Origin of the sequence: Arthrobacter sp. efr-133-TYG-118, assembly GCF_030209755.1 — a bacterium.
Taxonomy (GTDB): Bacteria; Actinomycetota; Actinomycetes; order Actinomycetales; family Micrococcaceae; genus Arthrobacter.
On record NZ_JARVRH010000002.1, the window covers coordinates 19708 to 42396 of the forward strand.

Sequence of the window (22689 nt, forward strand, 5' to 3'; positions counted from 1 at the left end):
CGACTAAAGGAGACCGGCGATGCGCGGCATCTTGAGCCGGGGCTTGCGGGCTTGGACTGGACGCGGATCCCGGTGCGCCAGCTTTTCACGGAGCATTGTCCGTCCGCGGTGGATGCGGGACCTGACGGTCCCCAGTTTTACGTCAAGTGCTTCGGCAACTTCGTCGTAGGAGAGGCCTTCAAGATCGCAAAGCACGACGGCGGCGCGAAAGTCCGGGGGGAGTTCCTCCAAGGCGCGCTGGACGTCGAGATCGAGGTTGTTCAGCTCGAAGCTCTGCTCGGGACCGGGTTCATGCCCGGGCAGCCGGGATTCGGCGTCTTCGGCCAAGGCATCGAAGCGTATGCGGCTCTTCCGACGGGCCTGGTCAAGGAAGAGGTTGGTGGTGATGCGGTGCAACCAGCCGTCGAGTGTGCCTGGCTTGAAGTTTTCGAGCGAACGGAAGACCCTGACGAAGACTTCCTGGGTGAGGTCCTCGGCGTCGAACTTGTTTCCAGTGAGCCGGTAGGCAAGGCGGAAGACCTTGGCGGAGTGATTCTCCACCACTTCCTCCCAGCTTGGCCTGACCCATTCCTCGGCCGGAGGGGCCGTGTCTGTGGAACCCAGGACTGCTGCCGTTGTCTGGACTGGCGCAGCACTTGATGCCCGCATCGTCCGCTCCCCTCAAACTGTTTGTCATCCTGCCGGTCACTCAGGAGTTCGTTGCCGGCCCTCGCTTGGATGGCTGGATATATATCATCCCAGTCTTGCCTGAGATTTTGCTGATCACAGGCAGGCTTTTCCCGCAGAGCGAACATCGTGCCGAGGACACGCGGGAAGACACAGAATTGCGGGCCGCAGGCGTCCGGGCCGGGCGGCCCGTAGCCAGTAGTCTGGAAGCAATACCCCTCTGCCTGGAAAGCGAACCCCCATGAGTGCCGACAAGTCAACCAGCTGGTCCTATGCAGAAGATCTGCCTGCCGAGGACGACGTGTTGCTTCGCGCCCGTGAACGCTCCTTCGAGCTGGGCGTTACTCCTGTGAGCCCCGGCGTCGGCGCCGTCCTGACAGTCCTGGCCGCGGCGTCGAAGGCACAGACTGTTGTAGAGGTCGGCTCCGGGGCAGGCGTCTCAGGCGTGTGCCTGCTGCGCGGCCTCAGTCCCCAGGCTGTCCTGACCACTATCGACGTAGACGTCGAGCACCTCAAGGCCGCCCGAGAGGCCTTCCTGGAATCCGGCAGTCCGGCAAACCGGACCCGGACCATCTCAGGCCGTGCAGCCGATGTCTTGCCGCGCCTCACCGACTCCGCTTACGATCTCGTGTTCATCGACGCCGACAAACCCAACTTTCCCGGTTACGTTGAGCAAGCCATCCGGCTGCTCAAGTCGGGTGGAACACTGGTCATCAATGACGCCCTGGACAAGGACAAGGTTTCCAACCCGGCTGCTAGGGACAGCACCACCGTCGTGTTGCGACAGATCGGCAAGGCCATCCGCGACGACGAGCGGCTCTCTTCGGCGATGCTTCCCACCGGTGACGGCTTGCTGGTGGCGGTAAAGAAGTAGTCGGCCAGCCATCGCTTTCAGGCTTAAACATGAAAGCAGGGCGCCGGCTCTTCTGCCGGGCCCTGCCCAGTGAATCTATTCGGTAACGCCTACGAGGCATTCCTTGAGGTTCGCCGCCTCTGCTGCGTTGAGCTCGACCACCAGCCGTCCTCCGCCTTCGAGCGGCACACGCATGATCAGGCTGCGGCCCTCTTTGGTTACTTCCATAGGGCCGTCGCCAGTACGTGGTTTCATAGCCGCCATTAGGAAAATCCCCTCCAGTTGTCCCAAATCCCGCCAACCCGGCCGGGCTGGCTCCGCGTGGAATATACGGCGTCGACAGTCATGGCAGTTCAGTCGTCGTCGCCGGGCACCCGAGAGTGCCTTTGTCCTTGCTTGTGTCCATTATCTCGTAATTACCCGCCCGTAGCTAATTGATGGACTTTTCCCGGCGGGCCGCGATCGCGCCTGAACAGGCGAAAGGACGCGCGACATCACGGCGGGTAGTCGCCGCCGCCCGGCAACTGCGCCCACGCCCACAGCCAGACGATCCATACGATCTGGAGGAGGAAGAACATGACCACCACGGTGCCGCGGTAGGCCTTCGAGCGGGACAACCAGGCCGCGCTGAGCGCCAGGGGGAACAAGGGCAAGAGCATCCGGAACGTGCTCGTCTGGGGGTGCAGGAAGACCAGAAGGTAGCCCATGTAGCACGTGCACCACAGCCTCAGTTCGGTGCCCAGGGCCCGGACTGGTTTGCTCAACATCAGCAGGGCAAAGAGCGCCACGAAGACAAACGGCGCCAGAATACCGAGCACTGGTCCGAAGAGCATCTGACCAGTCTCGAACCATGGCTTGAACGGAATGAGGTCGGCCCCGCGCCAAACAGTCTCTGTCTTGGTGTAGGCCAGCGGATCCCTCGTGACCGCCCAGGCAATGGCCGGCCACGCGAGAGCGCCCGCGACGCTGACCACCACAAGCGCGGCCAGCGATCCAATGTCACGGAGCGTCGGTGCGGCGTCTGTCGGCACGGCGTCTGTCGGCACGGCGTCTGTCGGCACGGCGTCTGTCGGCACGGCGTCCGGCCCTGGGCGGCGACCGAACCTCTTCCACAGGTGGTGGAGCAGGAGCAGCCCCGCCATGGCCGCGAAGGGCACGCCTGTGGGCCGCGACAGGCACATGAGCAAGACCACCGGCATCGCGCCGAGATACTTGCGTCGCACCACTAGCAGAAGCGAACCCGCCAGCAGCAAGGTATTGAGCGATTCCGCATAGGGGACCTGCAGGATGGCCGAGACCGGGAACATCGAGAAGAAAGTCAGTGCCCACAGCGCCGTGCTGCGCCCGGCGAATTCCCGGAACAGTTTGTAGACCACCATGGCCGCCCCGAGCCCGGCCACCACGGCAATGACTGTCAGGGCCGGCAGAGTCGCCAGTCCAGTGAGAGCACCGAGGGCCCTGGCAAGGTAAGGGAAGAGCGGATAGAACGCCCAGGAATTCTCGGCGACACCGCCGTTCGCATCGACCGGCAAAACAGACGGATAACCGTTGTTTGCTGCTTCGGCGTACCAGCGCCCGTCCCATATCGTGATGAAGTTCCAGTAGTCCGGTGCTGGCGGAAACCACGGATTGACGCCTTGCTGCAATGCTGCAGCCATGAAGATACAAGCGCTGACAAGTCTCGAGGCGATGTAAACAAGGGCGACCTGGACCCACCACGGCCAACTCGCGGCGTGGGCTCCGACGCGGCGCAGCCTTCGGGCCAGGGACCCCTTCGGGGACCGCGTTTCGACTGACGGGGTCACTCTTTTGGTTCTTCCTGGTTCCCGGCTGCTTCAAGGGCCTGTTTCAGCCGTTCGATTTCCCTCTCTTGGGAGGTCAGCTGATCCCGCAGTTCATCGAGCACCTCATCCACTTGGTCCATCCGGTAACCCCTCAGACCAAGGGCAAAGCGCACGCGGTCGACGTCGGACGCCTTGGCTCCGGCCGGTAACAGAACCGGCGGCAGGTTCGGAACGGGTTCATCCAAACCGGCGCCGGTGTCGCGGCTGGACCTCGCCATTCCGGCACCGAGGAACAACACGGCACCGATGACGACAATCGCGAGAAAGACCAGAAAAAAGCTCACAACAACCATCGTGCCAGACTCAGCTGAGAGCTCAGCGCCGGCAAGGCTACTCCGGGCGCTGGTCGCCGTTGGTCGAGGGCGGGCGCGGGATTCCGTGCAGCACACGGTGAACGGCGTCCGCGGGATCGTCCACAAGCTGGATAAGGTCCAGGTCCTTTGCGGAGACCATGCCTTCCGCCACCAGGGTCCCCTTGATCCATTCGATCATCGGGCTCCAGAAGTCGACCCCCAGAAGGACGATCGGGAACGATGTCACCTTGCGGGTCTGCACCAGGACCATGGCTTCAAACAGTTCGTCCAGGGTTCCCAGGCCGCCCGGCAGGACGATGAACCCTTGCGCGTACTTGACGAACATGGTCTTTCGGGCGAAGAAGTACCTGAAGTTGATGCCAAGATCCACCCAGCGGTTCAGGCCTTGTTCGAAGGGCAGCTCGATTCCCAGTCCAACGGAAACGCCGTTGCCTTCGACCGCTCCCCTGTTGGCGGCTTCCATGGATCCCGGGCCACCGCCTGTGATTACGGCGACGCCGGCTTCGGCCAGGTGGCGGCCGACCTGCACGCCCATGTCGTAATAGCCGGTGCCCGGCTTGGTGCGGGCCGAACCAAAGACACTGACAGCGGGGCCGAGCTCAGCGAGCGCACCGAATCCTTCAACGAATTCGCTCTGGATCCGCAGGACCCGCCACGGGTCGGTGTGAATGAAGTGGTCGGCTCCCCTCGTGTCCAGGAGTCGCTGGTCCGACATCGGCATGGCGGCCTGTTTGCGCCGAAGCTCCAAGGGTCCTTTGTGCTTGGCGGGCGGCTCTGCGGCTACGGCCGGAGCTGACGCTGCCGATCCGTTGCTCATCGCCTTGCCATTGGCGTCTGGACTAGGAACTTGGGGCTGGCTGGTACTCATTGACCTAGGCTAGCGCGGATGGCGGCTGCTGCCGTTCCGGCGTGGCCCTGTTGTTTGGGGTGTTGGGTGTCCTGCCCACCATTTGCTGTCAGATACCTGCAAAGCAGGTATCTGTTGAATCACGATCTGCGGAAGTTGCTGTGAGCTGGCTCATCTTGAATCATTTCTTCGCTAGATTCGTCCCATGACTATTCAAGCCGCCAGCGATGCCCTCGTCTCTCTGAATGGCGTTAACAAGCACTTTGGTCAACTGCATGTCCTGAAGGACATCAACCTCCAGGTGAAAAAGGGTGAGGTTGTGGTTGTCATCGGGCCGTCGGGCTCGGGCAAGTCCACGCTGTGCCGGGCCATCAACCGCTTGGAGACCATCGATACAGGCGAGATTTCGATCGATGGCAAGAAGCTGCCCGAGGAAGGCAAGGAACTTGCCCTCCTCCGGGCCGACGTCGGGATGGTCTTCCAATCCTTCAACCTTTTCGCCCACAAGACGATCCTCGAGAACGTCACGCTGGGACCGATCAAGGTCAAGAAACTGGACAAAGCAACCGCGGACAAAGACGCCATGGCGTTGTTGGAGCGGGTTGGCGTCGGGCAACAGGCACCCAAGATGCCAGCACAGCTGTCCGGTGGCCAACAACAGCGCGTGGCAATTGCCCGGGCTCTCGCCATGAAGCCGAAGGTCATGCTGTTCGACGAGCCGACCTCGGCACTTGATCCGGAAATGATCAACGAGGTCCTGGACGTCATGGTCCAGCTGGCCAAGGAAGGCATGACCATGATCGTGGTCACCCACGAGATGGGCTTTGCGCGCAAAGCTGCCGACCGCGTTGTCTTCATGGCCGACGGCCAGATTGTGGAAGACGCCAAGCCAGAGGAATTCTTCACTAATCCCAAGAGCAACCGTGCCAAGGATTTCCTCTCCAAACTCCTGACTCACTGACACTCACCGCACCCAGGCCGCGGGGGTGGCCGCACAATGAAAGGAATATCATGAAGGCTTTTATCACCCGGAGGACAACCCTCCTGGTCGCTGCAAGCGCGGCGCTCGCTCTTTCCCTGAGCGCATGCGGTGGCGGTGGGGGTGGGGGTTCCACCACTGCGCCAAGCAGCGAGTCCGCGCCGTTCACGGTGGCCCAGAACGTGTCCGTTACGGGCAGCCCAACGTTCGACACGATTAAATCGAACGGAAAAATCAGGATCGGCGTCAAACAGGACCAGCCTGGCCTGGGCTTCAAGGACGCCGCGACCGGCGAGTACAGCGGTTTTGACATCCAGATTGCCCAGTGGATTGCGGCATCGCTCGGTTTCTCCAAGGACAAGATCGAGTACAAGCCAATTCCTTCGGCCAACCGCGAGTCCGCCATCACGAACGGCGACATCGACTACTACGTCGGCACATACTCCATTACTGACAAGCGCAAGCAACTGATTGATTTCGCCGGTCCCTACTTCGTGACAGGTCAAGGCCTGTTGGTCAAGAAGGACAACACGACGATCAACAGCGAGAAGGACCTGTCCGGCAAGAACGTCTGTTCAGCCACGGGCTCAACTCCCATCCAGAACATCAAGGCAAACTTCCCAGGCACCAAGACCACCGAGTTCGACACGTACTCGCAGTGTGTCGAGGCGCTCAAGAGTGGCCAGGTCGATGCTGTGACTACTGACCAGGCAATCCTGATCGGCTATGCCTCCCAGGACACCGATAACCTCAAGGTCGTCGGCCAGCCGTTCACCGTTGAGAAGTATGGTGTGGGCTTGAAGAAGGGCGACACCGCCTTCCGCAAGTTCGTGAACAAGATGTTCACCGATGGCGGCTCCGTGTGGCAGAAGATCTACGACTCCACGCTGGGACAGTCCGGCACCAAGGTCACCCAGCCCGCAGTGGACAACTACTAAACCCATGTCGAGGGGGCGGCCATTGTCCGCCCCCTCGAATATCGGCTGAAAGCGACCATTCTGTGAATACGCTGCTGAATAATTCGGACCTTTTCATCACAGGGTTCCGGAACACCCTCATACTTTTCATCGTTGCAGGCATCTTTGCGCTGATCCTGGGCACCATCGTGGCGGCGCTGCGTGTTTCTCCGATCCCTGCGATGCGCGCCGCGGCCACGTTGTATATCAACGTTGTGCGCAACACCCCGTTGACGTTGGTCTTGTTCTTTTTTGCCTTGGGCTACCCGAAGCTCGGCCTCGTGGAAATTGATTTCATGACCGCCGCAACCGTCGGCCTGAGCCTGTACACCGCCACTTATGTGGCGGAGGCTGTGCGCTCCGGCATCAACACGGTGCCTGTCGGTCAGGCCGAGGCCGCGCGGGCCATCGGCTTGCCGTTTACGCAAACCCTGACGCTGGTGATCCTCCCCCAGGCTTTCCGCGCCGTCATCCCGCCCATGTTCAGCGTGTTCATTGCATTGCTCAAGAACACCACCGTGGCTGCGGGCTTCTCGGTCGCCGAAGCGGGAGCCATCCGATCGAATCTTTCCGAGCGCGGTGAGCCTGCCATGGCCGGGCTGCTCTGGGTCGCACTCATCTTCGTTCTGATCGTTTTCATTCTTTCCTTTGTCCAGCGGAAGCTTGAAAAGAAATGGAAGGTGGCCCGATGAGCTCGGTCCTTTTTGACGCGCCGGGCCCAAAGGCCCGCGCACGCTACCGGATTCTCGGCGTCGTGACCGCTTTGGTCATTATCGCCATCGTCGGATTCATCGTCCTTCGCTTCGCCCAAAGCGGCCAGTTCGATGAGAAGAAATGGCACTTGTTCACGTTCCCGCTGGTTCAGCAGACCATCATCCAATCGGTGGGTGCCACGCTTTCCGCGTTTGCCACGGCGGCCGTGTTCAGCCTGGTGCTGGGTGTCTTCCTGGCCTTCGGCAGGCTGTCCGACCGTAAGTGGATCAGCTTGCCCTGCTATGGGTTCACGGAACTCTTCCGTGCCATTCCTTTGCTGATCCTCATGATGATCTTCTACTACGGGCTTCCTCCGCTCGGCGTCCAGGGGATCACGCCCTTCACGGCAGTCGTTGCAGGCCTGGTCCTCTACAACGGATCAGTGCTCGCTGAAGTCTTCCGTGCCGGCATCGAATCGCTCCCCCGCGGCCAGAGCGAGGCTGGCTATGCCATCGGATTGCCGAAGAGCGCGGTCATGACAAACATCCTGCTTCCGCAGGCAGTCCGCTCAATGCTCCCGGTGATCATCTCCCAGCTCGTGGTCATCCTCAAGGACACCGCATTGGGCTTCATCGTGACCTACAACGAGATCCTCTTCCAAGCGAAGTACTTCGGAAGTCAGGCCCAGTACGGTTCGCCCATCATTCCTTCCGCGATCATCGCCGGTGTCCTGTACGTCGGAATGTGCCTGATCCTGGCTGGAATCGCCAAATGGCTTGAAAGCCGGATGCGCCGCAACGTCAAAGTGGCGAAGGTGGTCAAGTCGGAAATTGTGGCAATCGAGGGCTGAATAGCACCGACTTCCCGACATCGTGGGTGTGGCCTGTGGGCTTGGTTCCGGAACCAAGCCCACAGGCCACACCCACGATTTGAAGCAAGAGGGACGTCTCAATACCTAGTCAGCCAGCCACGACCGCAGTGCACGGAGGCACTCACGGATGGCGTCGGCGTCGACGTGTTCGTTGTCTTTGTGCGCCAGAAGCGGATCGCCCGGCCCGAAGTTGACCGCCGGAACGCCCAGCTCGCTGAAGCGCGCGACGTCGGTCCAACCGTATTTGGGTTTGGGCTCGGCTCCGACGGCAGCAACGAAGGACGCGGCGGCCGGGTGGTTGAGGCCGGGCCGCGCTCCAGCGGCGGCGTCGGTGCGGACGACGTCGAAGCCCTCCAGTAGTTCGCGGACATGGGCTTCGGCCTGGTCCGGGGTCTTGTCCGGCGCGAAGCGGTAGTTGATCTCCACGACGCAGCGGTCCGGGATCACGTTGCCCGCGGTGCCGCCGTTGATCTTCACGGCATTGAGGCTTTCCCGGTAGTCCAGCCCGTCCACGTTGACTGTGCGCGGTTCGTAGGCTGCCAGGCGGCTCAGGATGGGCGCGGCAGCGTGGATGGCGTTGCTGCCCATCCATGCCCGGGCGGAGTGCGCCGCTTCGCCGGTTGTGGTGGCCTCGAAGCGGCTCGTGCCGTTGCAGCCGCCTTCCACCGTGCCGTCGGTGGGTTCGAGCAGGATCGCGAAGTCCCCCTCCAGGAGATCGCCATGGTTCCGGACCAACCGGCCGAGGCCGCTCTTGACCGCTTCAACTTCCTCATGGTCGTAGAAGACGAAGGTGACGTCTTTGCCTGGCTCGGCGCCGCCGTCGAACATTGTTGCGGCGAGCGCAAGCTGCACCGCGACCCCGCCCTTCATGTCAGTGGCTCCGCGTCCATACAAGTTTCCCGTCCCGGGGACACCGGACTCCCATGTGGCGGGCACAGTGCCGAGCGAACCTTCCACCGTGGGCAACGGCACAGTATCGAGGTGGCCGGCCAGGATCACCCGCTCCGGGCGTCCCAGCTCGGTCCGGGCAATGATGGCGTCGCCATCCCGCACAAGCTGCAGGCCCGGGATTGTCCGGAGGGCGGATTCAACGGCGTCTGCAAGCGCGGCTTCGTTGCCGGACACGCTGTTGATGTCCATCAGCGCGGCGGTCAGCAGCGCAACGTCTTGCCTGATGTCAAGAAGGATTGGGGTAGTTTCAACAGTCACCTCTCCACTGTATCCGAGCCAATTGCGACCCCTTCGGTCCACACACGGTTTCAAGGGAAGCAGTGGCTCTCGATAGACTTGCGCCATGACTGAAACCGCTGCCTCTGCCGCTCTCGATAGCGCTTCTGACAACGATCGTTCCGCCTATGGCTTTGGCCTGGCAACCATCGCCGCCTCCGACGCCGGAGAAGCGACAGTGCTGGACGTATGGTTTCCGGCGCCGGCACTGGGCGAAGCGGCCGCATCCCTACGGGCCGTGGAGCACGCCGACGAGTCGCTGACCGCACTCGCGGCCGAAAGCCACGACGCCGACCGCCGGACCGAACAGAAGGTGGTCTTCGCCCAGATCAACCTCGACGAGGCCCCCGCGGACACCGTTGACGCCTACCTGCGCCTCCACTTGCTTTCGCACCGCTTGGTCAAGCCCAACAGCATCAACCTGGATGGCATCTTCGGCAAGCTCCCCAACGTTGTGTGGACGAACTTCGGTCCGGCCGCGGTGGACGGCTTCGAAGTGACCCGTGCCCGCCTGCGAAAGCGCGGCGCCGTCACGGTCTACGGAGTGGACAAGTTCCCCCGCATGGTGGACTACGTCATTCCCACCGGCGTCAGGATCGCCGACGCCGACCGGGTCCGCCTGGGCGCCTACCTCTCCGAAGGCACCACGGTCATGCACGAGGGCTTCGTGAACTTCAACGCCGGCACGCTCGGCACCTCCATGGTGGAAGGCCGCATCTCGGCAGGCGTTGTTGCCGGTGACGGCACCGACGTCGGTGGCGGCGCCTCCATCATGGGAACCCTCTCCGGTGGCGGCAAGGAAAAGATCTCCCTGGGTGAACGCGTGCTCCTGGGCGCCAACTCCGGCGTGGGCATCAGCATCGGCGATGACTCCGTGGTTGAAGCCGGCCTCTATGTCACGGCTGGAACCCGCGTGCGCATCCCCGGCCCGAAGGACGCCAACGGCGAGGACACGAGCAGCATCATCAAGGCTGTTGAGCTCTCCGGCGTGCCGAACCTGTTGTTCCGCCGCAACTCGACCACTGGTGAAGTCGAGGTACTCCCCCGCAAGGGCCAGACGGTGGAACTCAACGAAGCCCTCCACGCCAACTAGCTGATATCTGGATGCGCCGTCTCCGACGCACCATCATCTTGTTACTGGCTCTTGCCTTGGTGGCTGGTGCCATCTATGCCGTGGTGACTGTGCTGCAGCGCTCCGAAACCTTGGTTACGGAGCGCTGCGTCGCCGTCGTCGGCTCGGACTCATACGAATTGGCGACGGACCAAGCCGCGAATGCCGCCCTCATCACCGCCATTGCGGTGCAGCGGGGGCTGCCTCCGCGCGCGGCCACGATCGCTGTGGCCACCGCCATGCAGGAATCCAAGCTTCGCAACATCGGCCACGGTGACGAGGTGGGTCCCGACTCGAGGGGACTATTCCAGCAGCGCCCCTCCCAAGGGTGGGGCACCGAGGCCGAAGTCATGGACCCTGTCTACGCGACAAATGCCTTCTATGACCACTTGGTGAAAGTGCCCGGCTACGAAACCATGGCGATCACTGATGCGGCGCAAGCGGTCCAGCATTCCGCGTACCCCCAGGCATACGCGCAGCAGGAAGCGATGGGCCGGGCGTATGCGTCGGCGCTGACGGGACATTCCGAAAAGGCCCTGGACTGCACGCTCCGCGCCGCGGACACTTCCGGTGACCCGAGCGCCGCTGTGGCGGCCATGACGACGGCGTTCGGCGCCCTGCCGGCCGTGGCACAGGGCCGCAGGGTCCAGTTGAACATTACCGGTGCGCAGGCGTGGGCTGTGGCCCAATGGGCAGTGGCTAATGCCAAGGACCTCTCCGTGACGCAGGTGGACGTGGCCGGAGCCAGCTGGAACCGGCAGGACCACAAGGGCTGGCAAGATTCAGCGGCAGCATCGGGAACCGTGACCATCACGGTTTCAGCTCCGAAGACGTAAAGCCTGGCAGGGGCCACACCGCGGGCGGCAGGCCGCGGGCGTCAGACCAGTAGTTCAACCACCGGCTGGACGTAGCTGCGGAATATCTCCGGCTCGGACAAGAGCCTGTGGCTCATGATCATTTTGTCCGGCTCAAGGTACCAGGCCCGTGGCTCGTTGAGCGGCAGTTCGATGATGGTCAACTGGAAGTCCCGGGAGCTCCGTCCGACTTCGAGCAGCCGGTCCTCCACCATGTCCCCCAGAAGCAACGTGGCGCCGCTCGCTTCGCGTTCAGCTTCCAGCTTTTCGTACTCTTCAAGACGTTCACGGGCCCATGTAAGGGCGGCCCCGAAGTGGGCCTGCAGAACCCGCCGGAGGGCGGGCGAGTTGCCGAAGGCACTGAATCCCGGGGGTGAAAGCTCCGGAGCGGCATCCGGATATGCCCTCAACAGCTGCTCCCACCAGGCCTCCCACTCTGTCTTCAGGGCCGGCACCCCGCCTACCTCGGCGGTGAGGTGCGTGTGGTCCGCCTGTCTGACTTTGGGTGTGGCGTGCGACAACGTCGGCGTACCAGCTCCGTCCAATCCAGCAACGTCTCTCAGATACAGGGCAATGAGCATCGGCCCGGAGGTGTCCATTGTGATCCGCCACCCCTGACCGCCTGTGTCATGCATCCGATTGCCTCCCTTGGCAGGTGCCCGCTCAGAGTTCCAGTCTATTCCCGATGAGCCTTGACGTTAACGGTTGGACGGGAGTGCAACAAGAGTGTCCAGATGCGCGGTCAGAACGTCGCGGCAGACCTCGGCTGTCATCCACTCAGGCTGCAGCAGGGCATGCATGCACAGTCCGTCGAGGGTCGCCAGGAGTCGCTCGGCCTCGGTCACCAGACGCTCCTGGACGGATCCGCCGTCGGGCATCAGCTGCATCACCAAGCGGCCGACCACGGCGGCCACGGCTCGGTGACTGCGTGCGGCAACTTGTTCGAGTACGGGCCGGATCCGGGCCGCGTGCCGGAATGCCATCCAGACGCAGGCGTCGACGGCCAGTTCCTCGTCGAGCGGAAGGAATTGACCCAGCAGGGTTAACACGGCGGCGTCGTGTTCCGTCGAGCCCGTCTCCAAGGATTCGACGACGGCGAACGCTTCCTCAAGCCGCCCGGCAATCCTGTCGACGACCACCGCAAAGGAATGGACCAGCAGTTCATCGCTGCTGGCAAAGTAGTGCCGGACGGAGCCAACGGCAAGTCCGGCTTCGTCGGCCACCTCCCGCAAGGAGGCACGCTCAAGGCCATCCGAGGCAATGATCCTGAAGACGGCTTCGACTACTTCCTGGCGCCGGGCTTCGGCATCAACAATCTTGGGCACAAATCTTTTTAGCACGAACGTGCTTGAACCGTGCCGTCCGGCGCACGCGAACCGCGGGACTGTGGCCTACGCAACACTGCGCGAGCCACGCCAAGTTCGGCTAGCGTTGCTTGCATGAGAATTCTTGTCACAGGTGGCACCGGCTACATCGGATCGCACACTGTCCTGTCCCTGCTGGAAACCGGACACGAAGTAGTCGTGGTGGACAATCTCGTGAACTCAAGCGAAGAATCCCTGCGCCGCGTTGGTGAACTGGCGGGAAAAACAGCGGCGTTCCATAAAGTGGATCTGGTGGACGAGGCCGCCCTTGAGGCTGTGTTCGACCAGCACAGCATCGACGCCGTCATCCACTTCGCCGGGCTCAAGGCGGTTGGCGAATCCGTGCAGGAACCCCTGAACTACTACTACAACAACATCGTGGGGACGTTGAACCTGCTCCGCGCCATGGACAAGCACGGGGTCCGCTCGATCGTGTTCAGTTCCTCGGCAACGGTGTACGGCGAGCACAACCCCATCCCCTACATCGAGAAGATGGAGATCGGGGCGAACAACCCCTACGGCCGCACCAAGGAGCAGATCGAGGACATCCTCACGGACCTCGGCGCCGCGGACGAGCGCTGGCACATCGCCTTGTTGCGCTACTTCAACCCGGTGGGCGCACACCCCTCGGGCAGGATCGGCGAGGACCCGCAGGGCATCCCGAACAACCTGGTTCCGTACATCGCCCAGGTTGCCGTCGGCCGCCGCGAAAAGCTCATGGTCTTCGGCGGAGACTACGACACCCCGGACGGCACCTGCCTGCGGGACTACATCCACGTCGTCGACCTCGCCGATGGCCACGTCGCCGCCCTGGACTACGTTGCGGAGCGCCCCGGGGTGCACCGCTGGAACCTCGGCTCCGGGAAGGGCACGTCCGTTCTGGAGATGCTCCACGCCTTCGAACAGGCCGTGGGCCACCCGCTGCCATACGAGATCACGGGACGCCGCGCCGGAGACCTGCCCGCGTTCTGGGCCGATGCCTCCTCAGCCTTGGCGGACCTGAGCTGGTCCACCACGAAGACCGTGGACCAAATGTGCGAAGACCACTGGCGCTGGCAGAAGAACAACCCGCTCGGCTACAGCTCTTAAAGCAACGCGGGGTCACTTACGGCCGATAATGTCCCTTGGGACGGACCGTAAGTGACCCCGCGTTGAGTTAGATCGCCGGGTAGTCGCGCTCCGGCTCTCCTGTGTATAGCTGCCGCGGACGGCCGATCTTCGTCTGGGGATCATTGATCATTTCGCGCCACTGGGCGATCCAGCCGGGGAGTCGGCCGATCGCGAACAGCACAGTGAACATCTTCTCGGGGAAGCCCATGGCCTTGTAGATCAGGCCGGTGTAGAAGTCGACGTTCGGGTAGAGCTTGCGCTGGATGAAGTAGTCATCGGCCAGGGCCTTCTCTTCGAGGCGCATCGCGATGTCCAGGAGCTCGTCGTTGCCGCCGAGCTTGCCCAGGATCTCGTGTGCCGTCGCCTTGATGATCTTCGCGCGGGGGTCGTAGTTCTTGTAGACCCGGTGTCCGAAGCCCATGAGGCGGACGCCGTCCTCCTTGTTCTTGACCTTCTCCATGTATTCCTCGGGCTTGACGCCGTCGGCCTGGATCTGGCGCAGCATCTTCAGCACCGCTTCGTTGGCCCCACCGTGGGCGGGACCGAAGAGAGCGTTGATGCCTGCGGAAACGGAAGCGAACAGGTTCGCGTTCGACGAGCCCACAAGGCGGACGGTCGACGTCGAGCAGTTCTGCTCATGGTCGGCGTGCAGGATGAGCAGCAAGTCCAGCGCCTTGACGACGACGGGGTCCAGCTCATACTGCTCTGCCGGCAGGCCGAAGCTCAGGCGCAGGAAGTTCTCCACGAGGTTCATGGAGTTGTCCGGGTACAGCATGGGCTGGCCGATGGACTTCTTGTGGGCGTAGGCCGCAATGACCGGGAGCTTCGCCATAAGGCGGATAGTGGAAACTTCCACGTGCTCCGCGTTGAACGGATCCAAGGAGTCCTGGTAGAACGTGGACAGCGCGGAGACGGCCGAAGAAAGCACCGGCATCGGGTGCGCGTCACGCGGGAAACCGCCGAAGAAGCCCTTGAGCTCTTCGTGGAGCAACGTGTGGTGGCGGATCCGCTGGTCAAACGCGTCCAGCTCGGTGGGGGTGGGAAGGTTGCCGTAGATCAGCAGGTAGGAAACTTCCAGGAAGCTGGAGTGCTGGGCAAGCTGCTCGATCGGGTAGCCGCGGTACCGCAGGATACCGGCGTCGCCGTCGATGTAGGTGATTGCCGACGTGGTGGCGGCGGTGTTCATGAAGCCGGGGTCATAGGCGACGGCGCCCGTCTGCTTCAGCAGCTTGGAAACGTCGTATCCTTCGTTCCCTTCTACAACCTTGATCCGCGGGAGCTCGAGCTCTCCGCCGGCATGGCGCAGGGTAGCGCTGGTGGTCTCAGTCATGGAGTCCCCTTCATGAGGCTCTTGGCCTCGGTCGAAAGCTTGATCCAACCAACATCTGGTGACTCCAGCCAGGAGTCTGCAGGTACAGACACCATCGGCCGAACTGCCTTCGTGGAGAAAGCCACCATTGATAGTCAGTTAAAAGCTACCGCCAGTAAGCGGGACAAACTAATCCACAAGCTACGGTTACTGGCGGAATGACGCGGCCTGTGCGGCAAGTCACAGGATTGTTACCGAGCGGTGTTCAAACGCTCCACGGCCGCATCGATGCGTTCGTCCGTGCCCGTGAGCGCCACCCGGATGAAACCATTCCCGGCGTCACCATAGAACACTCCGGGCCCGACGACGATCCCCAGGTCAGCGAAACGCTGAACTGTGTCCCACGTCGCCTCGCCCGCGGTGGACCACAAGTACAGGCCTGCTTTGGACTCGTGGATCTCCAGGCCGAAGTTCTGCAGTGCTGGAAGGAGGCGTTCGCGGCGGCCGCGGTAGAGATCCTTTTGGGCGAGCACGTGGCCGGCATCGCCGAGCGCGATGCGCATCGCTTCCTGGACCGGGTACGGCACGATCATGCCGGCGTGCTTGCGGCTGTTGACCAGATTCGCCACGATCGACGAGTCGCCGGCCACGAAAGCGGCGCGGTAGCCGGCCAGGTTCGACTGCTTGCTGAGGGAGTAGACGCACAACAGGCCGTCCGTTGACCCTCCCGTGACGCGCGGGTCAAGGACACTCGGCACTGCCTCGCCGCCACGCTGGGCATCCCATTCGCCCCAGCCGAGCTCGGCATAGCATTCGTCCGACGCCACGACTGCGCCGATCTCGCGCGCCTGGGCCACGATCTGCCTGAGTGATTCGATGTCGCGGACACTGCCTGTGGGATTGCCCGGGGAATTGATCCAGATGAGCCGGACCCTGGAGCGGGTGGCCGGGACCAGTTCGTCCAGGCTGTCCGCGGCGATCGCAGTAGCCCCTGCGAGCATGGCGCCGATGTCGTAGGTCGGGTAAGCCACAGTGGGGCGGACCACGACGTCGCCTGCGCTGAGTCCCAGCAGGAACGGCAGCCAGGCCACCAATTCCTTGGAGCCGACGGTTGGCAGGACGTCCCGCGGATCGATCCCGGGGACCCCGCGGCGGCTGGCAAACCAGTGGGACACGGCCTCGCGAAGAGCCTGCGTGCCGTGAACCGTTGGGTAACCGTGGGCGTCGGCTGCCCCGGCAAGTGCCTCGCGGACCAGCTGCGGCGTGGGATCCACAGGGGTGCCGATGGAGAGATTGACTGCCCCGCCCGGGTGTTCCGAAGCCTTGGCCACGTACGGCGCCATCGCTTCCCAAGGGTAGTCGGGCAGGTTGAGGCCGAAAGCGGGTGCCGCAGAAATCAAAGGAAGCAACCGTTCTTAGTGGTCTTGGTTCTGTGGAGGCAGCGCGGCGATGAAGGGGTGGTCCTTGCCGGTGTTGCCGATCTTGGCAGCTCCGCCAGGGGAACCGAGGTCATCGAAGAACTCGACGTTGGCCTTGTAGTAGTCGGCCCATTCCTCCGGGGTGTCGTCCTCGTAGTAGATGGCTTCCACCGGGCATACGGGTTCGCAAGCTCCGCAGTCCACGCACTCATCCGGGTGGATATAGAGGGAACGTTCGCCTTCGTAGATGCAGTCAACAGGGCATTCTTCAATACACGCCTTGTCCTTGACGTCCACACACGGCTGCGCGATTACGTAGGTCACGTCCCTTGCCTCTCCACAGTTGTCCCGGACAATTTCCGGGTAGTACCACCGACCGTATGGCCGGTACATCGAATTCTGAGCCTATTATCCCCCAGCCGGAACTCAGCAACCTAGCCGGGCGTCTTACTATGAACTGGTGAATCTGCCCCGGCCCCAGGATTTCCTGCTCAATACCGTATCCGGAACACGGGTAGTTGTCCGATACCGGCTGGACAACGGCTTCACCGACGCCCTCGGCTACCTGCTCTCCGTCACCGAGGGTGCGTGCACCATCCGTACCCGGCGGTCCGACGTCGAGATCCCGATGGCCCTTGTAGTGGCGGCAAAGGAGGTCCCCCCTCCGCCGCCCCGCCGGGGTGCACGAACAGCCCGCGAGTAATCCCGCGCTCCCCTGCCCGCCCCCACCCACTGGACATGCCCCCTGCCCGCTCGAACCACTGGACATGCCCCCTGCCCGCTCGAACCACTGGACATAGCGCCAATATGCCCATTCTTGGCTCTCAGGGCAGAGCATGTCCTGCGGCAGCGCAGGCCCGGGCGAGGGACATGTCCGTTCCTGATGAGCAGCGATGGGCATGTCCCTTCGGACACGGGTGAAAGTTGGCCTATGCGGAAGCTCACGCGGCTCGGTCGAGAGACCTCAGAGTGTCTCGCACCATCGCCACAAATTCCCGAGGCCGGTTCTTCACCATCGAATAGCTCACAACCAAGGTAGGGACGCCCAACCGGGTGGTGACATTCCACCGACGGCGGTCCTCTTCGAAGCTCGGCATATCCATGTGGAAACCTGCTCCGTCGGTTTCAATCCCCAGTCTTCCGTCGACCATCAGGTCCAGATGACCCATGCCCGGTATGTTCACTTGCGACTCAACGTGGAACCCCGCTTCGCGCAGGAGGTACCTGGCGATGCATTCGATAATCGACTGTGACTGGGGAACGATCCGCGACACGAGCCTCCGCTCACGTGCGTCGTTCCGCCCGCCGAGCCTCGTCCTGATCGCCGTGAGCGGTAGCCTGCCAAGGGCCACGGCAGATTCGGCAATGACCAGGCCATCCAGATCCGGCAAGCAACGCAGGGCCTGCACGACTGAGTCCATCAAGGTGGGCGGGGCCGCGGATCTATGGCAGACAAAACCCTCGTACTTTCGACTGTGCGGGACCGCCACGTGGGGAAATCGAGGGGCATCCATGACCCATAACCCGGACAGCTCGGCCGTGGAGATGCAGGCCGGTTCCGCGGGAAGGGACCGGATGGCCTGCAAGCCGGGATCGGCACCCGGCACCGCATAGACCCCTCGCGCCACGCGGAGAATCCGCCCGCTCGCCAAGGCGGATTTCAGCTGGAAATGCGACACCCCGGCCGCAGCGAGATGCTTAGCCCGCGCCACGCCGTCGTAGTCTGAAATGACGTCACTGATGTTCACCATGCGCCCCATCGTTCCGGCGAAAGCGGTAGGTGCGTAAGGCCCAACATTGGCTATGTGGAAAACATCCAGTCCATTCATGCGGTCAAACGTTGGATGTGCGCCCACGTCACCGCAGAGCATGCGCCACGTTGGGACCAAGGAATGCGCATGTTGCCATTATGTCCAGTGCTGCGGGCCAAGGAGGGGCATGTCCCGAGGAGGGTCAGGCCCCGCGCACCCCGTCCGGCAGCCTGCGCATTCCCCACAGCGGAGAGAACAGCACAGGCGCAACAAAAACAACGCTTCCGGCCAAGCCGATCCACAACGTCGGGACGAGGCCAAGGTTCTCGGCCAGGAGGCCTGAGGCAAGGGCTGCGATCGGCATGAATCCCCACACCACGAAGCGAATGGAGGCATTCATGCGCCCCAGGAGCCGGGGAGGACACACCCGCTGCCTCATGCTCAACTGCATGATGTTGTACACCAGGACTCCGAAAGCGAACCCGAACTCGGAGACGATGAGCATCACCAGGGACATCCATCGTTCGGGGGCAAGCACGCACAGCGGAACCAGGAGAAGGAAGACCGAACTAATCATCGACGCCACGGGAATAACGGTCCCCTCGCCGATCCGGGCGGCGAACCTGGGCGCGGCAACCGCGCCGATGAGTCCGCCGACCGCCCCGACCGCCATGATGAGGCCCATGCCCTCCGGACCGAGTTCCAGCTCACGAAGGACCAGTACAGGCATCAAGGTGAACGCGATCGTGGTGAAGAAGTTGACCCCGCCAGTGCAGGCCACAATCCTGCTGATCAACGGATGCCTGACTACAAAGACCAGGCCTTCGTTGATTTCGCTTGCCAGTGGCTGCCGATCCTTCGAGGGCACGGGCCGTTCCGCATCGCGCGTCCTGAGCAGGAAGACGGCCGACAGCAGATACCCCATTGCCTCCCCGATGAACAACACCGGGGCGGACACGATCGCCAGCAACGCACCGCCCGCCGCGGGACCCCCGATCCGCGCGATCTGGGAGGTGGCTTCCAGCTTGGAGTTGGCCTGCGGCACTTTCGCTGCATCCACGAGAACAGGAACGTAGCTCTGATAGGAAACGTCGAAGAAGACCGTTGCGGCCCCGACGACGGCGGCTACGGCATACAGGTGCCAGATCTGCAGGGTGCCGGCCCACCAGAGCATTGGCACGGTCGCCATCGCCGCGGTCCGGACCAGGTCCGCCACAATCATGGTGCGACGCTTGAGCCAGCGGTCCACCCAGGCTCCCGCCGGCAAACCGATCAGCAGGAAGGCCGCAAGACCGGCGGCATTGAGTGCCCCGACCTCGAACTCACTGGCGCCGAGCAAAGTCACTGCGAGGACGGGAAACGCCAATTGCCCCAGCTGCGCCCCGAGCTGGCTGACGGCCTGCCCCGACCAGAAGGTAATAAAGTTCCGGTCCCGCCAGAGCGAGGCGGCGTGCTGGGCTGTGTCAGCTTGCAGAGCATCGTCAGTGGTCCCGGCATTCACCCGCCCAGTTTCCTGCAGTGATTGGTATATGTCAATCACTCTGGGATGGCTACACTGGCCACCATGACGGAACACGAGCGGGAGGACAGTGACCTGGTGGCCAAGGGCCGCGCCTTGAGCTCGCCCCTGCGCCTGAGGATTCTCCGGCTGTGCCTGCACCACGCGCGCACCAACAAGGAGATTGCCGGGCTGTTGGACATCAACCCGGCGTCGAGCCTGCACCATGTCCGGACCCTGGTGCGCACCGGTTTTCTCGTGCCGCAGGAAGGTCGGAAGGGAAAGAGGGGCGCCAAGGAAGTGCCGTACATCGCAACCCGCACCTCGTGGAGCACTCCCGTGAACGACATTTCCCCGGTCCTGATCGAAACATTCGTCCAGGAAACCCGCGGGCTCGCACCAGAGGACATCGACGTCTGGCGGCTTGGCGTGAAGTTCAACGCCGCACGGCAGCAGGAAATGATGGGCAAGCTGCGGGCGGTCGTCGAAGAATACATGCGCCTTCCGGCAGACGACGACGGCGAGGCCACCTCGCTCTTGATCGCCCACCACCGGGACCCGAGCGCAGACTAAGCTAACCGCGGGATGGACGCGTGTAGCGCCGGCACCACAAGAGCATCACAAAAGTGATGCCCGCACTCCCGTAGACCCACACATTTCCGGGCACATCCGCGACGATCAGCTGCTTGCCCGTTCCACCCATGGACAGCAGGCCAACGGTCGCGTAACAAACAATGCCCACTACCGCCGTCGGGAGCAAAGACCGCGACCACGCACCCAGCAGGAGCTGGAGCGATGCAACCAGGAGCAATGCCGCTACGGTGCCCCAATAGACGTCGACGCCGGCAAGGAGGAGCGTCTGTCGGTGCAGTGCGGTGCCTCCAAGGGCAGCAAAAAGAGCCACCGGAACAGCCGCGGCAATGCCGCGTGCTGTTCCGGTGGCTCCCTTATTCAATGCGTCAGTCCGTTCAGTACGCAGTCAGTGCAGCATCAGACCTTGGCGCGGGCGCGGGTAGCTTTGGCGCGCTCGTTGGCGTCCAGGATCAGCTTGCGGATACGGATGGATTCCGGGGTCACCTCAACGCACTCGTCTTCGCGGGCGAATTCGAGGGACTCTTCGAGGGTGAGGTCGCGCGGCGGCGTCAGGTTCTCGAAGGTGTCGGAGGAAGCGGCACGCATGTTGGTGAGCTTCTTTTCCTTGGTGATGTTGACGTCCATGTCGTCGGCGCGGGAGTTCTCCCCGACGATCATGCCCTCGTAGACCTCGGACGTGGGCTTCACGAAGAAGGAGCCGCGTTCCTGCAGGTTGATCATGGCGAAGGGGGTGACGACGCCGGCGCGGTCGGCAACCATCGAACCGTTGGTGCGGTATTCGATGGGGCCCGCCCACGGCTCGTAGCCTTCGGAGATCGAGGAGGCGATGCCGGCGCCACGGGTGTCCGTGAGGAACTTGGTGCGGAAGCCGATGAGGCCACGTGCCGGAACGATGAATTCCATGCGGCACCAGCCCGTGCCGTGGTTGGCCATGTTGGTCATGCGGCCCTTGCGGGCGGCCATGAGCTGCGTGACCGCACCGAGGTACTCTTCGGGAACGTCGATGGTCATGTGTTCCATCGGCTCGTGGATCTTGCCGTCGATGGTCCGGGTGACAACCTGCGGCTTGCCGACAGTCAGTTCGAAGCCTTCACGTCGCATCTGCTCCACGAGGATGGCCAGCGCAAGCTCGCCACGGCCTTGGACTTCCCAGGCATCCGGACGCTCGGTGGGCAGAACCTTGATCGAGACGTTACCGATCAGTTCCTTGTCCAGGCGATCCTTCACCTGGCGGGCGGTAACCTTGGCGCCCTTGACCTTGCCGGCCAGCGGGGAGGTGTTGATACCGATGGTCATAGAGATCGCGGGGTCATCCACCGTGATGAGCGGCAGCGGCTGCGGGTTCTCGGCGTCGGTCAGGGTCTCACCGATGGTGATTTCCTCGATACCGGCAACAGCCACGATCTCGCCGGGGCCGGCCGAGTCGGTCGGAACGCGGTCGAGGGCTTTGGTGGCCAGGAGCTCGGTGATCTTGACGTTCTTCAGTTCGCCGTTGGCGCGCGCCCAAGCGACGGTCTGGCCCTTGCGGAGGGTGCCGTTGTAGATGCGCAGGAGTGCGAGGCGGCCGAGGAACGGGGAAGCGTCCAGGTTGGTGACGTGCGCCTGCAGGACACCGTTCGGGTTGTAGGTCGGCGCCGGGATGTGCTCGATGATCGTCTTGAAGAGAGGTTCGAGATCCTCGTTGTCCGGTGCCGAGCCGTCAGCCGGCTGGTCCAGGGAGGCGCGGCCGACCTTGGCTGCGGCGTAGACCACGGGTACTTCCAGGATCTTGTCCAGGTCCAGGTCCGGAACCTCGTCCGCGAGGTCGGAGGCCAGGCCAAGGAGCAGGTCCATGGACTCGTGGACAACCTCTTCGATGCGGGCGTCGGGGCGGTCGGTCTTGTTGACCAGCAGGATGACGGGCAGGTGCGCGGCAAGGGCCTTGCGGAGCACGAAGCGGGTCTGCGGCAGCGGACCTTCGGAAGCGTCGACCAGGAGAACCACGCCGTCCACCATGGACAGGCCGCGCTCCACCTCGCCACCGAAGTCAGCGTGGCCGGGGGTGTCGATCACGTTGATGGTGATGGTCTCGCCATTGGACGACGGGCCGTTGTAGGCAACCGTGGTGTTCTTGGCGAGGATGGTGATGCCCTTTTCGCGCTCCAGGTCACCGGAGTCCATGACGCGGTCTTCCAGGTGGTTGTGCTCGGCGAAGGAGTTGGTCTGCTTGAGCATGGCGTCGACCAGGGTGGTCTTGCCGTGGTCAACGTGGGCCACAATCGCGACGTTGCGCAGATCACTGCGCGATGCAGTGGCCGCGGCGGTGTTGGTGGTGGTTTCAGACATGCGTAATGGCTCGATTCAGTGGTGAAGTCAGCTGTTGTATCGCGACATTTCCAACCGGAACGCACGACGGATTAGACCCTTTGACACAGGGCACCTTCATAGAGT

The 22689-nt window shown here is 62.9% G+C and carries 25 protein-coding genes; 10 read left to right on the plus strand and 15 right to left on the minus strand.

What is annotated here, in order from left to right; genetic code table 11:
* Positions 1 to 3 precede the first annotated feature (3 nt).
* Entirely contained in the window at positions 4 to 648 is a 645-nt protein-coding gene (sigE, locus tag QRN59_RS00930; RefSeq protein WP_234748318.1) for an RNA polymerase sigma factor SigE, read from the minus strand.
* A 259-nt stretch (positions 649 to 907) separates the two neighbouring features.
* Between sigE and QRN59_RS00935 the strand changes: the two genes are divergently transcribed.
* Positions 908 to 1540 carry an O-methyltransferase gene (locus QRN59_RS00935; protein ID WP_028264931.1) on the plus strand — a complete coding sequence of 211 codons (633 nt, stop codon included), beginning with the start codon at positions 908 to 910 and terminating at the stop codon, positions 1538 to 1540.
* Between the two features lie 75 nt (positions 1541 to 1615).
* Here QRN59_RS00935 and QRN59_RS00940 read toward each other — a convergent pair whose 3' ends face one another.
* From QRN59_RS00940 to QRN59_RS00955, 4 genes are all read right to left on the minus strand, one after another.
* A complete protein-coding gene (locus QRN59_RS00940; RefSeq protein ID WP_009357720.1) occupies positions 1616 to 1783 on the minus strand; it encodes a DUF3117 domain-containing protein in 168 nt (55 codons plus the stop codon).
* 230 nt (positions 1784 to 2013) lie between these two features.
* Entirely contained in the window at positions 2014 to 3285 is a 1272-nt protein-coding gene (locus tag QRN59_RS00945; protein WP_284980829.1) for a putative hexosyltransferase, read from the minus strand.
* A gap of 35 nt (positions 3286 to 3320) precedes the next feature.
* Entirely contained in the window at positions 3321 to 3656 is a 336-nt protein-coding gene (locus tag QRN59_RS00950) for a DivIVA domain-containing protein (RefSeq protein WP_284980684.1), read from the minus strand.
* A gap of 37 nt (positions 3657 to 3693) precedes the next feature.
* Positions 3694 to 4494 (minus strand): LOG family protein, encoded by an 801-nt coding sequence (locus QRN59_RS00955; protein WP_059387487.1) that lies wholly within the window; start codon positions 4492 to 4494, stop codon positions 3694 to 3696.
* Between the two features lie 235 nt (positions 4495 to 4729).
* On the opposite strand from QRN59_RS00955, the gene QRN59_RS00960 reads away from it, so the two are divergent.
* From QRN59_RS00960 to QRN59_RS00975, 4 genes are all read left to right on the plus strand, one after another.
* Positions 4730 to 5485, plus strand: coding sequence for an amino acid ABC transporter ATP-binding protein (locus QRN59_RS00960; RefSeq protein WP_284980686.1), 756 nt, complete (start codon positions 4730 to 4732; stop codon positions 5483 to 5485).
* Between the two features lie 50 nt (positions 5486 to 5535).
* Complete coding sequence (locus tag QRN59_RS00965) at positions 5536 to 6441, plus strand: glutamate ABC transporter substrate-binding protein (protein WP_284980687.1); 906 nt, start codon at positions 5536 to 5538, stop codon at positions 6439 to 6441.
* A gap of 62 nt (positions 6442 to 6503) precedes the next feature.
* Positions 6504 to 7151, plus strand: a complete 648-nt coding sequence (locus QRN59_RS00970) for an amino acid ABC transporter permease (RefSeq protein WP_284980688.1) — start codon at positions 6504 to 6506, stop codon at positions 7149 to 7151.
* Entirely contained in the window at positions 7148 to 8002 is an 855-nt protein-coding gene (locus QRN59_RS00975) for an amino acid ABC transporter permease (RefSeq protein ID WP_284980689.1), read from the plus strand. The genes QRN59_RS00970 and QRN59_RS00975 overlap by 4 nt, the downstream gene beginning before the upstream one ends.
* A 105-nt stretch (positions 8003 to 8107) precedes the next feature.
* Here QRN59_RS00975 and dapE read toward each other — a convergent pair whose 3' ends face one another.
* Positions 8108 to 9232 (minus strand): succinyl-diaminopimelate desuccinylase, encoded by a 1125-nt coding sequence (gene dapE / locus QRN59_RS00980; protein ID WP_284980690.1) that lies wholly within the window; start codon positions 9230 to 9232, stop codon positions 8108 to 8110.
* Positions 9233 to 9317: 85 nt separating this feature from the next.
* On the opposite strand from dapE, the gene dapD reads away from it, so the two are divergent.
* Positions 9318 to 10343 carry a 2,3,4,5-tetrahydropyridine-2,6-dicarboxylate N-succinyltransferase gene (dapD, locus tag QRN59_RS00985; RefSeq protein WP_284980691.1) on the plus strand — a complete coding sequence of 342 codons (1026 nt, stop codon included), beginning with the start codon at positions 9318 to 9320 and terminating at the stop codon, positions 10341 to 10343.
* A gap of 11 nt (positions 10344 to 10354) precedes the next feature.
* A complete protein-coding gene (locus QRN59_RS00990; RefSeq protein WP_284980692.1) occupies positions 10355 to 11197 on the plus strand; it encodes a transglycosylase SLT domain-containing protein in 843 nt (280 codons plus the stop codon).
* Positions 11198 to 11238: 41 nt separating this feature from the next.
* On the opposite strand, the gene QRN59_RS00995 is transcribed toward QRN59_RS00990, so the two are convergent.
* On the minus strand, positions 11239 to 11850 hold the full coding sequence (locus QRN59_RS00995; RefSeq protein WP_284980693.1) for a hypothetical protein: 612 nt from the start codon (positions 11848 to 11850) through the stop codon (positions 11239 to 11241).
* 63 nt (positions 11851 to 11913) lie between these two features.
* Positions 11914 to 12540 (minus strand): TetR/AcrR family transcriptional regulator, encoded by a 627-nt coding sequence (locus QRN59_RS01000; RefSeq protein ID WP_284980694.1) that lies wholly within the window; start codon positions 12538 to 12540, stop codon positions 11914 to 11916.
* 114 nt (positions 12541 to 12654) lie between these two features.
* On the opposite strand from QRN59_RS01000, the gene galE reads away from it, so the two are divergent.
* A complete protein-coding gene (gene galE, locus QRN59_RS01005; RefSeq protein ID WP_284980695.1) occupies positions 12655 to 13668 on the plus strand; it encodes a UDP-glucose 4-epimerase GalE in 1014 nt (337 codons plus the stop codon).
* A 67-nt stretch (positions 13669 to 13735) separates the two neighbouring features.
* On the opposite strand, the gene QRN59_RS01010 is transcribed toward galE, so the two are convergent.
* The 3 genes from QRN59_RS01010 to fdxA all read right to left on the minus strand — a co-directional run bounded on the left by QRN59_RS01010 (position 13736) and on the right by fdxA (position 16740).
* Positions 13736 to 15019, minus strand: coding sequence for a citrate synthase (locus QRN59_RS01010; RefSeq protein ID WP_284980696.1), 1284 nt, complete (start codon positions 15017 to 15019; stop codon positions 13736 to 13738).
* Between the two features lie 230 nt (positions 15020 to 15249).
* Entirely contained in the window at positions 15250 to 16398 is a 1149-nt protein-coding gene (gene dapC / locus QRN59_RS01015; RefSeq protein ID WP_284980697.1) for a succinyldiaminopimelate transaminase, read from the minus strand.
* A gap of 15 nt (positions 16399 to 16413) precedes the next feature.
* The gene (gene fdxA / locus QRN59_RS01020) at positions 16414 to 16740 is read right to left on the minus strand and encodes a ferredoxin (protein ID WP_018776555.1); all 327 of its coding nucleotides are present in this window, start codon (positions 16738 to 16740) and stop codon (positions 16414 to 16416) included.
* Positions 16741 to 16876: 136 nt separating this feature from the next.
* Here fdxA and QRN59_RS01025 point away from each other — a divergent pair, with 136 nt between their 5' ends.
* Positions 16877 to 17119, plus strand: coding sequence for a putative acetyltransferase (locus tag QRN59_RS01025; RefSeq protein WP_350225207.1), 243 nt, complete (start codon positions 16877 to 16879; stop codon positions 17117 to 17119).
* Positions 17120 to 17357: 238 nt separating this feature from the next.
* On the opposite strand, the gene QRN59_RS01030 is transcribed toward QRN59_RS01025, so the two are convergent.
* Together QRN59_RS01030 and QRN59_RS01035 are read right to left on the minus strand one after the other, a co-directional pair.
* Entirely contained in the window at positions 17358 to 18167 is an 810-nt protein-coding gene (locus QRN59_RS01030; RefSeq protein ID WP_284980698.1) for a type IV toxin-antitoxin system AbiEi family antitoxin domain-containing protein, read from the minus strand.
* A gap of 202 nt (positions 18168 to 18369) precedes the next feature.
* Positions 18370 to 19707, minus strand: a complete 1338-nt coding sequence (locus tag QRN59_RS01035; RefSeq protein WP_284980699.1) for an MFS transporter — start codon at positions 19705 to 19707, stop codon at positions 18370 to 18372.
* A gap of 24 nt (positions 19708 to 19731) precedes the next feature.
* Between QRN59_RS01035 and QRN59_RS01040 the strand changes: the two genes are divergently transcribed.
* On the plus strand, positions 19732 to 20238 hold the full coding sequence (locus QRN59_RS01040) for a helix-turn-helix domain-containing protein (protein ID WP_284980700.1): 507 nt from the start codon (positions 19732 to 19734) through the stop codon (positions 20236 to 20238).
* Position 20239: 1 nt separating this feature from the next.
* On the opposite strand, the gene QRN59_RS01045 is transcribed toward QRN59_RS01040, so the two are convergent.
* Both QRN59_RS01045 and typA read right to left on the minus strand, forming a co-directional pair.
* On the minus strand, positions 20240 to 20620 hold the full coding sequence (locus tag QRN59_RS01045; RefSeq protein WP_284980701.1) for a hypothetical protein: 381 nt from the start codon (positions 20618 to 20620) through the stop codon (positions 20240 to 20242).
* Positions 20621 to 20655: 35 nt separating this feature from the next.
* Positions 20656 to 22584 carry a translational GTPase TypA gene (gene typA / locus QRN59_RS01050; RefSeq protein ID WP_284980702.1) on the minus strand — a complete coding sequence of 643 codons (1929 nt, stop codon included), beginning with the start codon at positions 22582 to 22584 and terminating at the stop codon, positions 20656 to 20658.
* Between the last annotated feature and the right edge of the window lie 105 nt (positions 22585 to 22689).

Excerpts from the sequence above, each read along its gene's own strand:
- sigE (WP_234748318.1), bottom strand. The coding sequence starts at position 648 with ATGCGGGCATCAAGTGCTGCGCCAGTCCAGACAACGGCAGCAGTCCTG.
- QRN59_RS00935 (WP_028264931.1), top strand. The coding sequence starts at position 908 with ATGAGTGCCGACAAGTCAACCAGCTGGTCCTATGCAGAAGATCTGCCT.
- QRN59_RS00940 (WP_009357720.1), bottom strand. The coding sequence starts at position 1,783 with ATGGCGGCTATGAAACCACGTACTGGCGACGGCCCTATGGAAGTAACC.
- QRN59_RS00950 (WP_284980684.1), bottom strand. The coding sequence starts at position 3,656 with ATGGTTGTTGTGAGCTTTTTTCTGGTCTTTCTCGCGATTGTCGTCATC.
- QRN59_RS00955 (WP_059387487.1), bottom strand. The coding sequence starts at position 4,494 with ATGAGCAACGGATCGGCAGCGTCAGCTCCGGCCGTAGCCGCAGAGCCG.
- QRN59_RS00960 (WP_284980686.1), top strand. The coding sequence starts at position 4,730 with ATGACTATTCAAGCCGCCAGCGATGCCCTCGTCTCTCTGAATGGCGTT.
- QRN59_RS00965 (WP_284980687.1), top strand. The coding sequence starts at position 5,536 with ATGAAGGCTTTTATCACCCGGAGGACAACCCTCCTGGTCGCTGCAAGC.
- QRN59_RS00975 (WP_284980689.1), top strand. The coding sequence starts at position 7,148 with ATGAGCTCGGTCCTTTTTGACGCGCCGGGCCCAAAGGCCCGCGCACGC.
- dapD (WP_284980691.1), top strand. The coding sequence starts at position 9,318 with ATGACTGAAACCGCTGCCTCTGCCGCTCTCGATAGCGCTTCTGACAAC.
- QRN59_RS00990 (WP_284980692.1), top strand. The coding sequence starts at position 10,355 with ATGCGCCGTCTCCGACGCACCATCATCTTGTTACTGGCTCTTGCCTTG.
- QRN59_RS00995 (WP_284980693.1), bottom strand. The coding sequence starts at position 11,850 with ATGCATGACACAGGCGGTCAGGGGTGGCGGATCACAATGGACACCTCC.
- galE (WP_284980695.1), top strand. The coding sequence starts at position 12,655 with ATGAGAATTCTTGTCACAGGTGGCACCGGCTACATCGGATCGCACACT.
- QRN59_RS01010 (WP_284980696.1), bottom strand. The coding sequence starts at position 15,019 with ATGACTGAGACCACCAGCGCTACCCTGCGCCATGCCGGCGGAGAGCTC.
- QRN59_RS01030 (WP_284980698.1), bottom strand. The coding sequence starts at position 18,167 with ATGGTGAACATCAGTGACGTCATTTCAGACTACGACGGCGTGGCGCGG.
- QRN59_RS01040 (WP_284980700.1), top strand. The coding sequence starts at position 19,732 with ATGACGGAACACGAGCGGGAGGACAGTGACCTGGTGGCCAAGGGCCGC.
- typA (WP_284980702.1), bottom strand. The coding sequence starts at position 22,584 with ATGTCTGAAACCACCACCAACACCGCCGCGGCCACTGCATCGCGCAGT.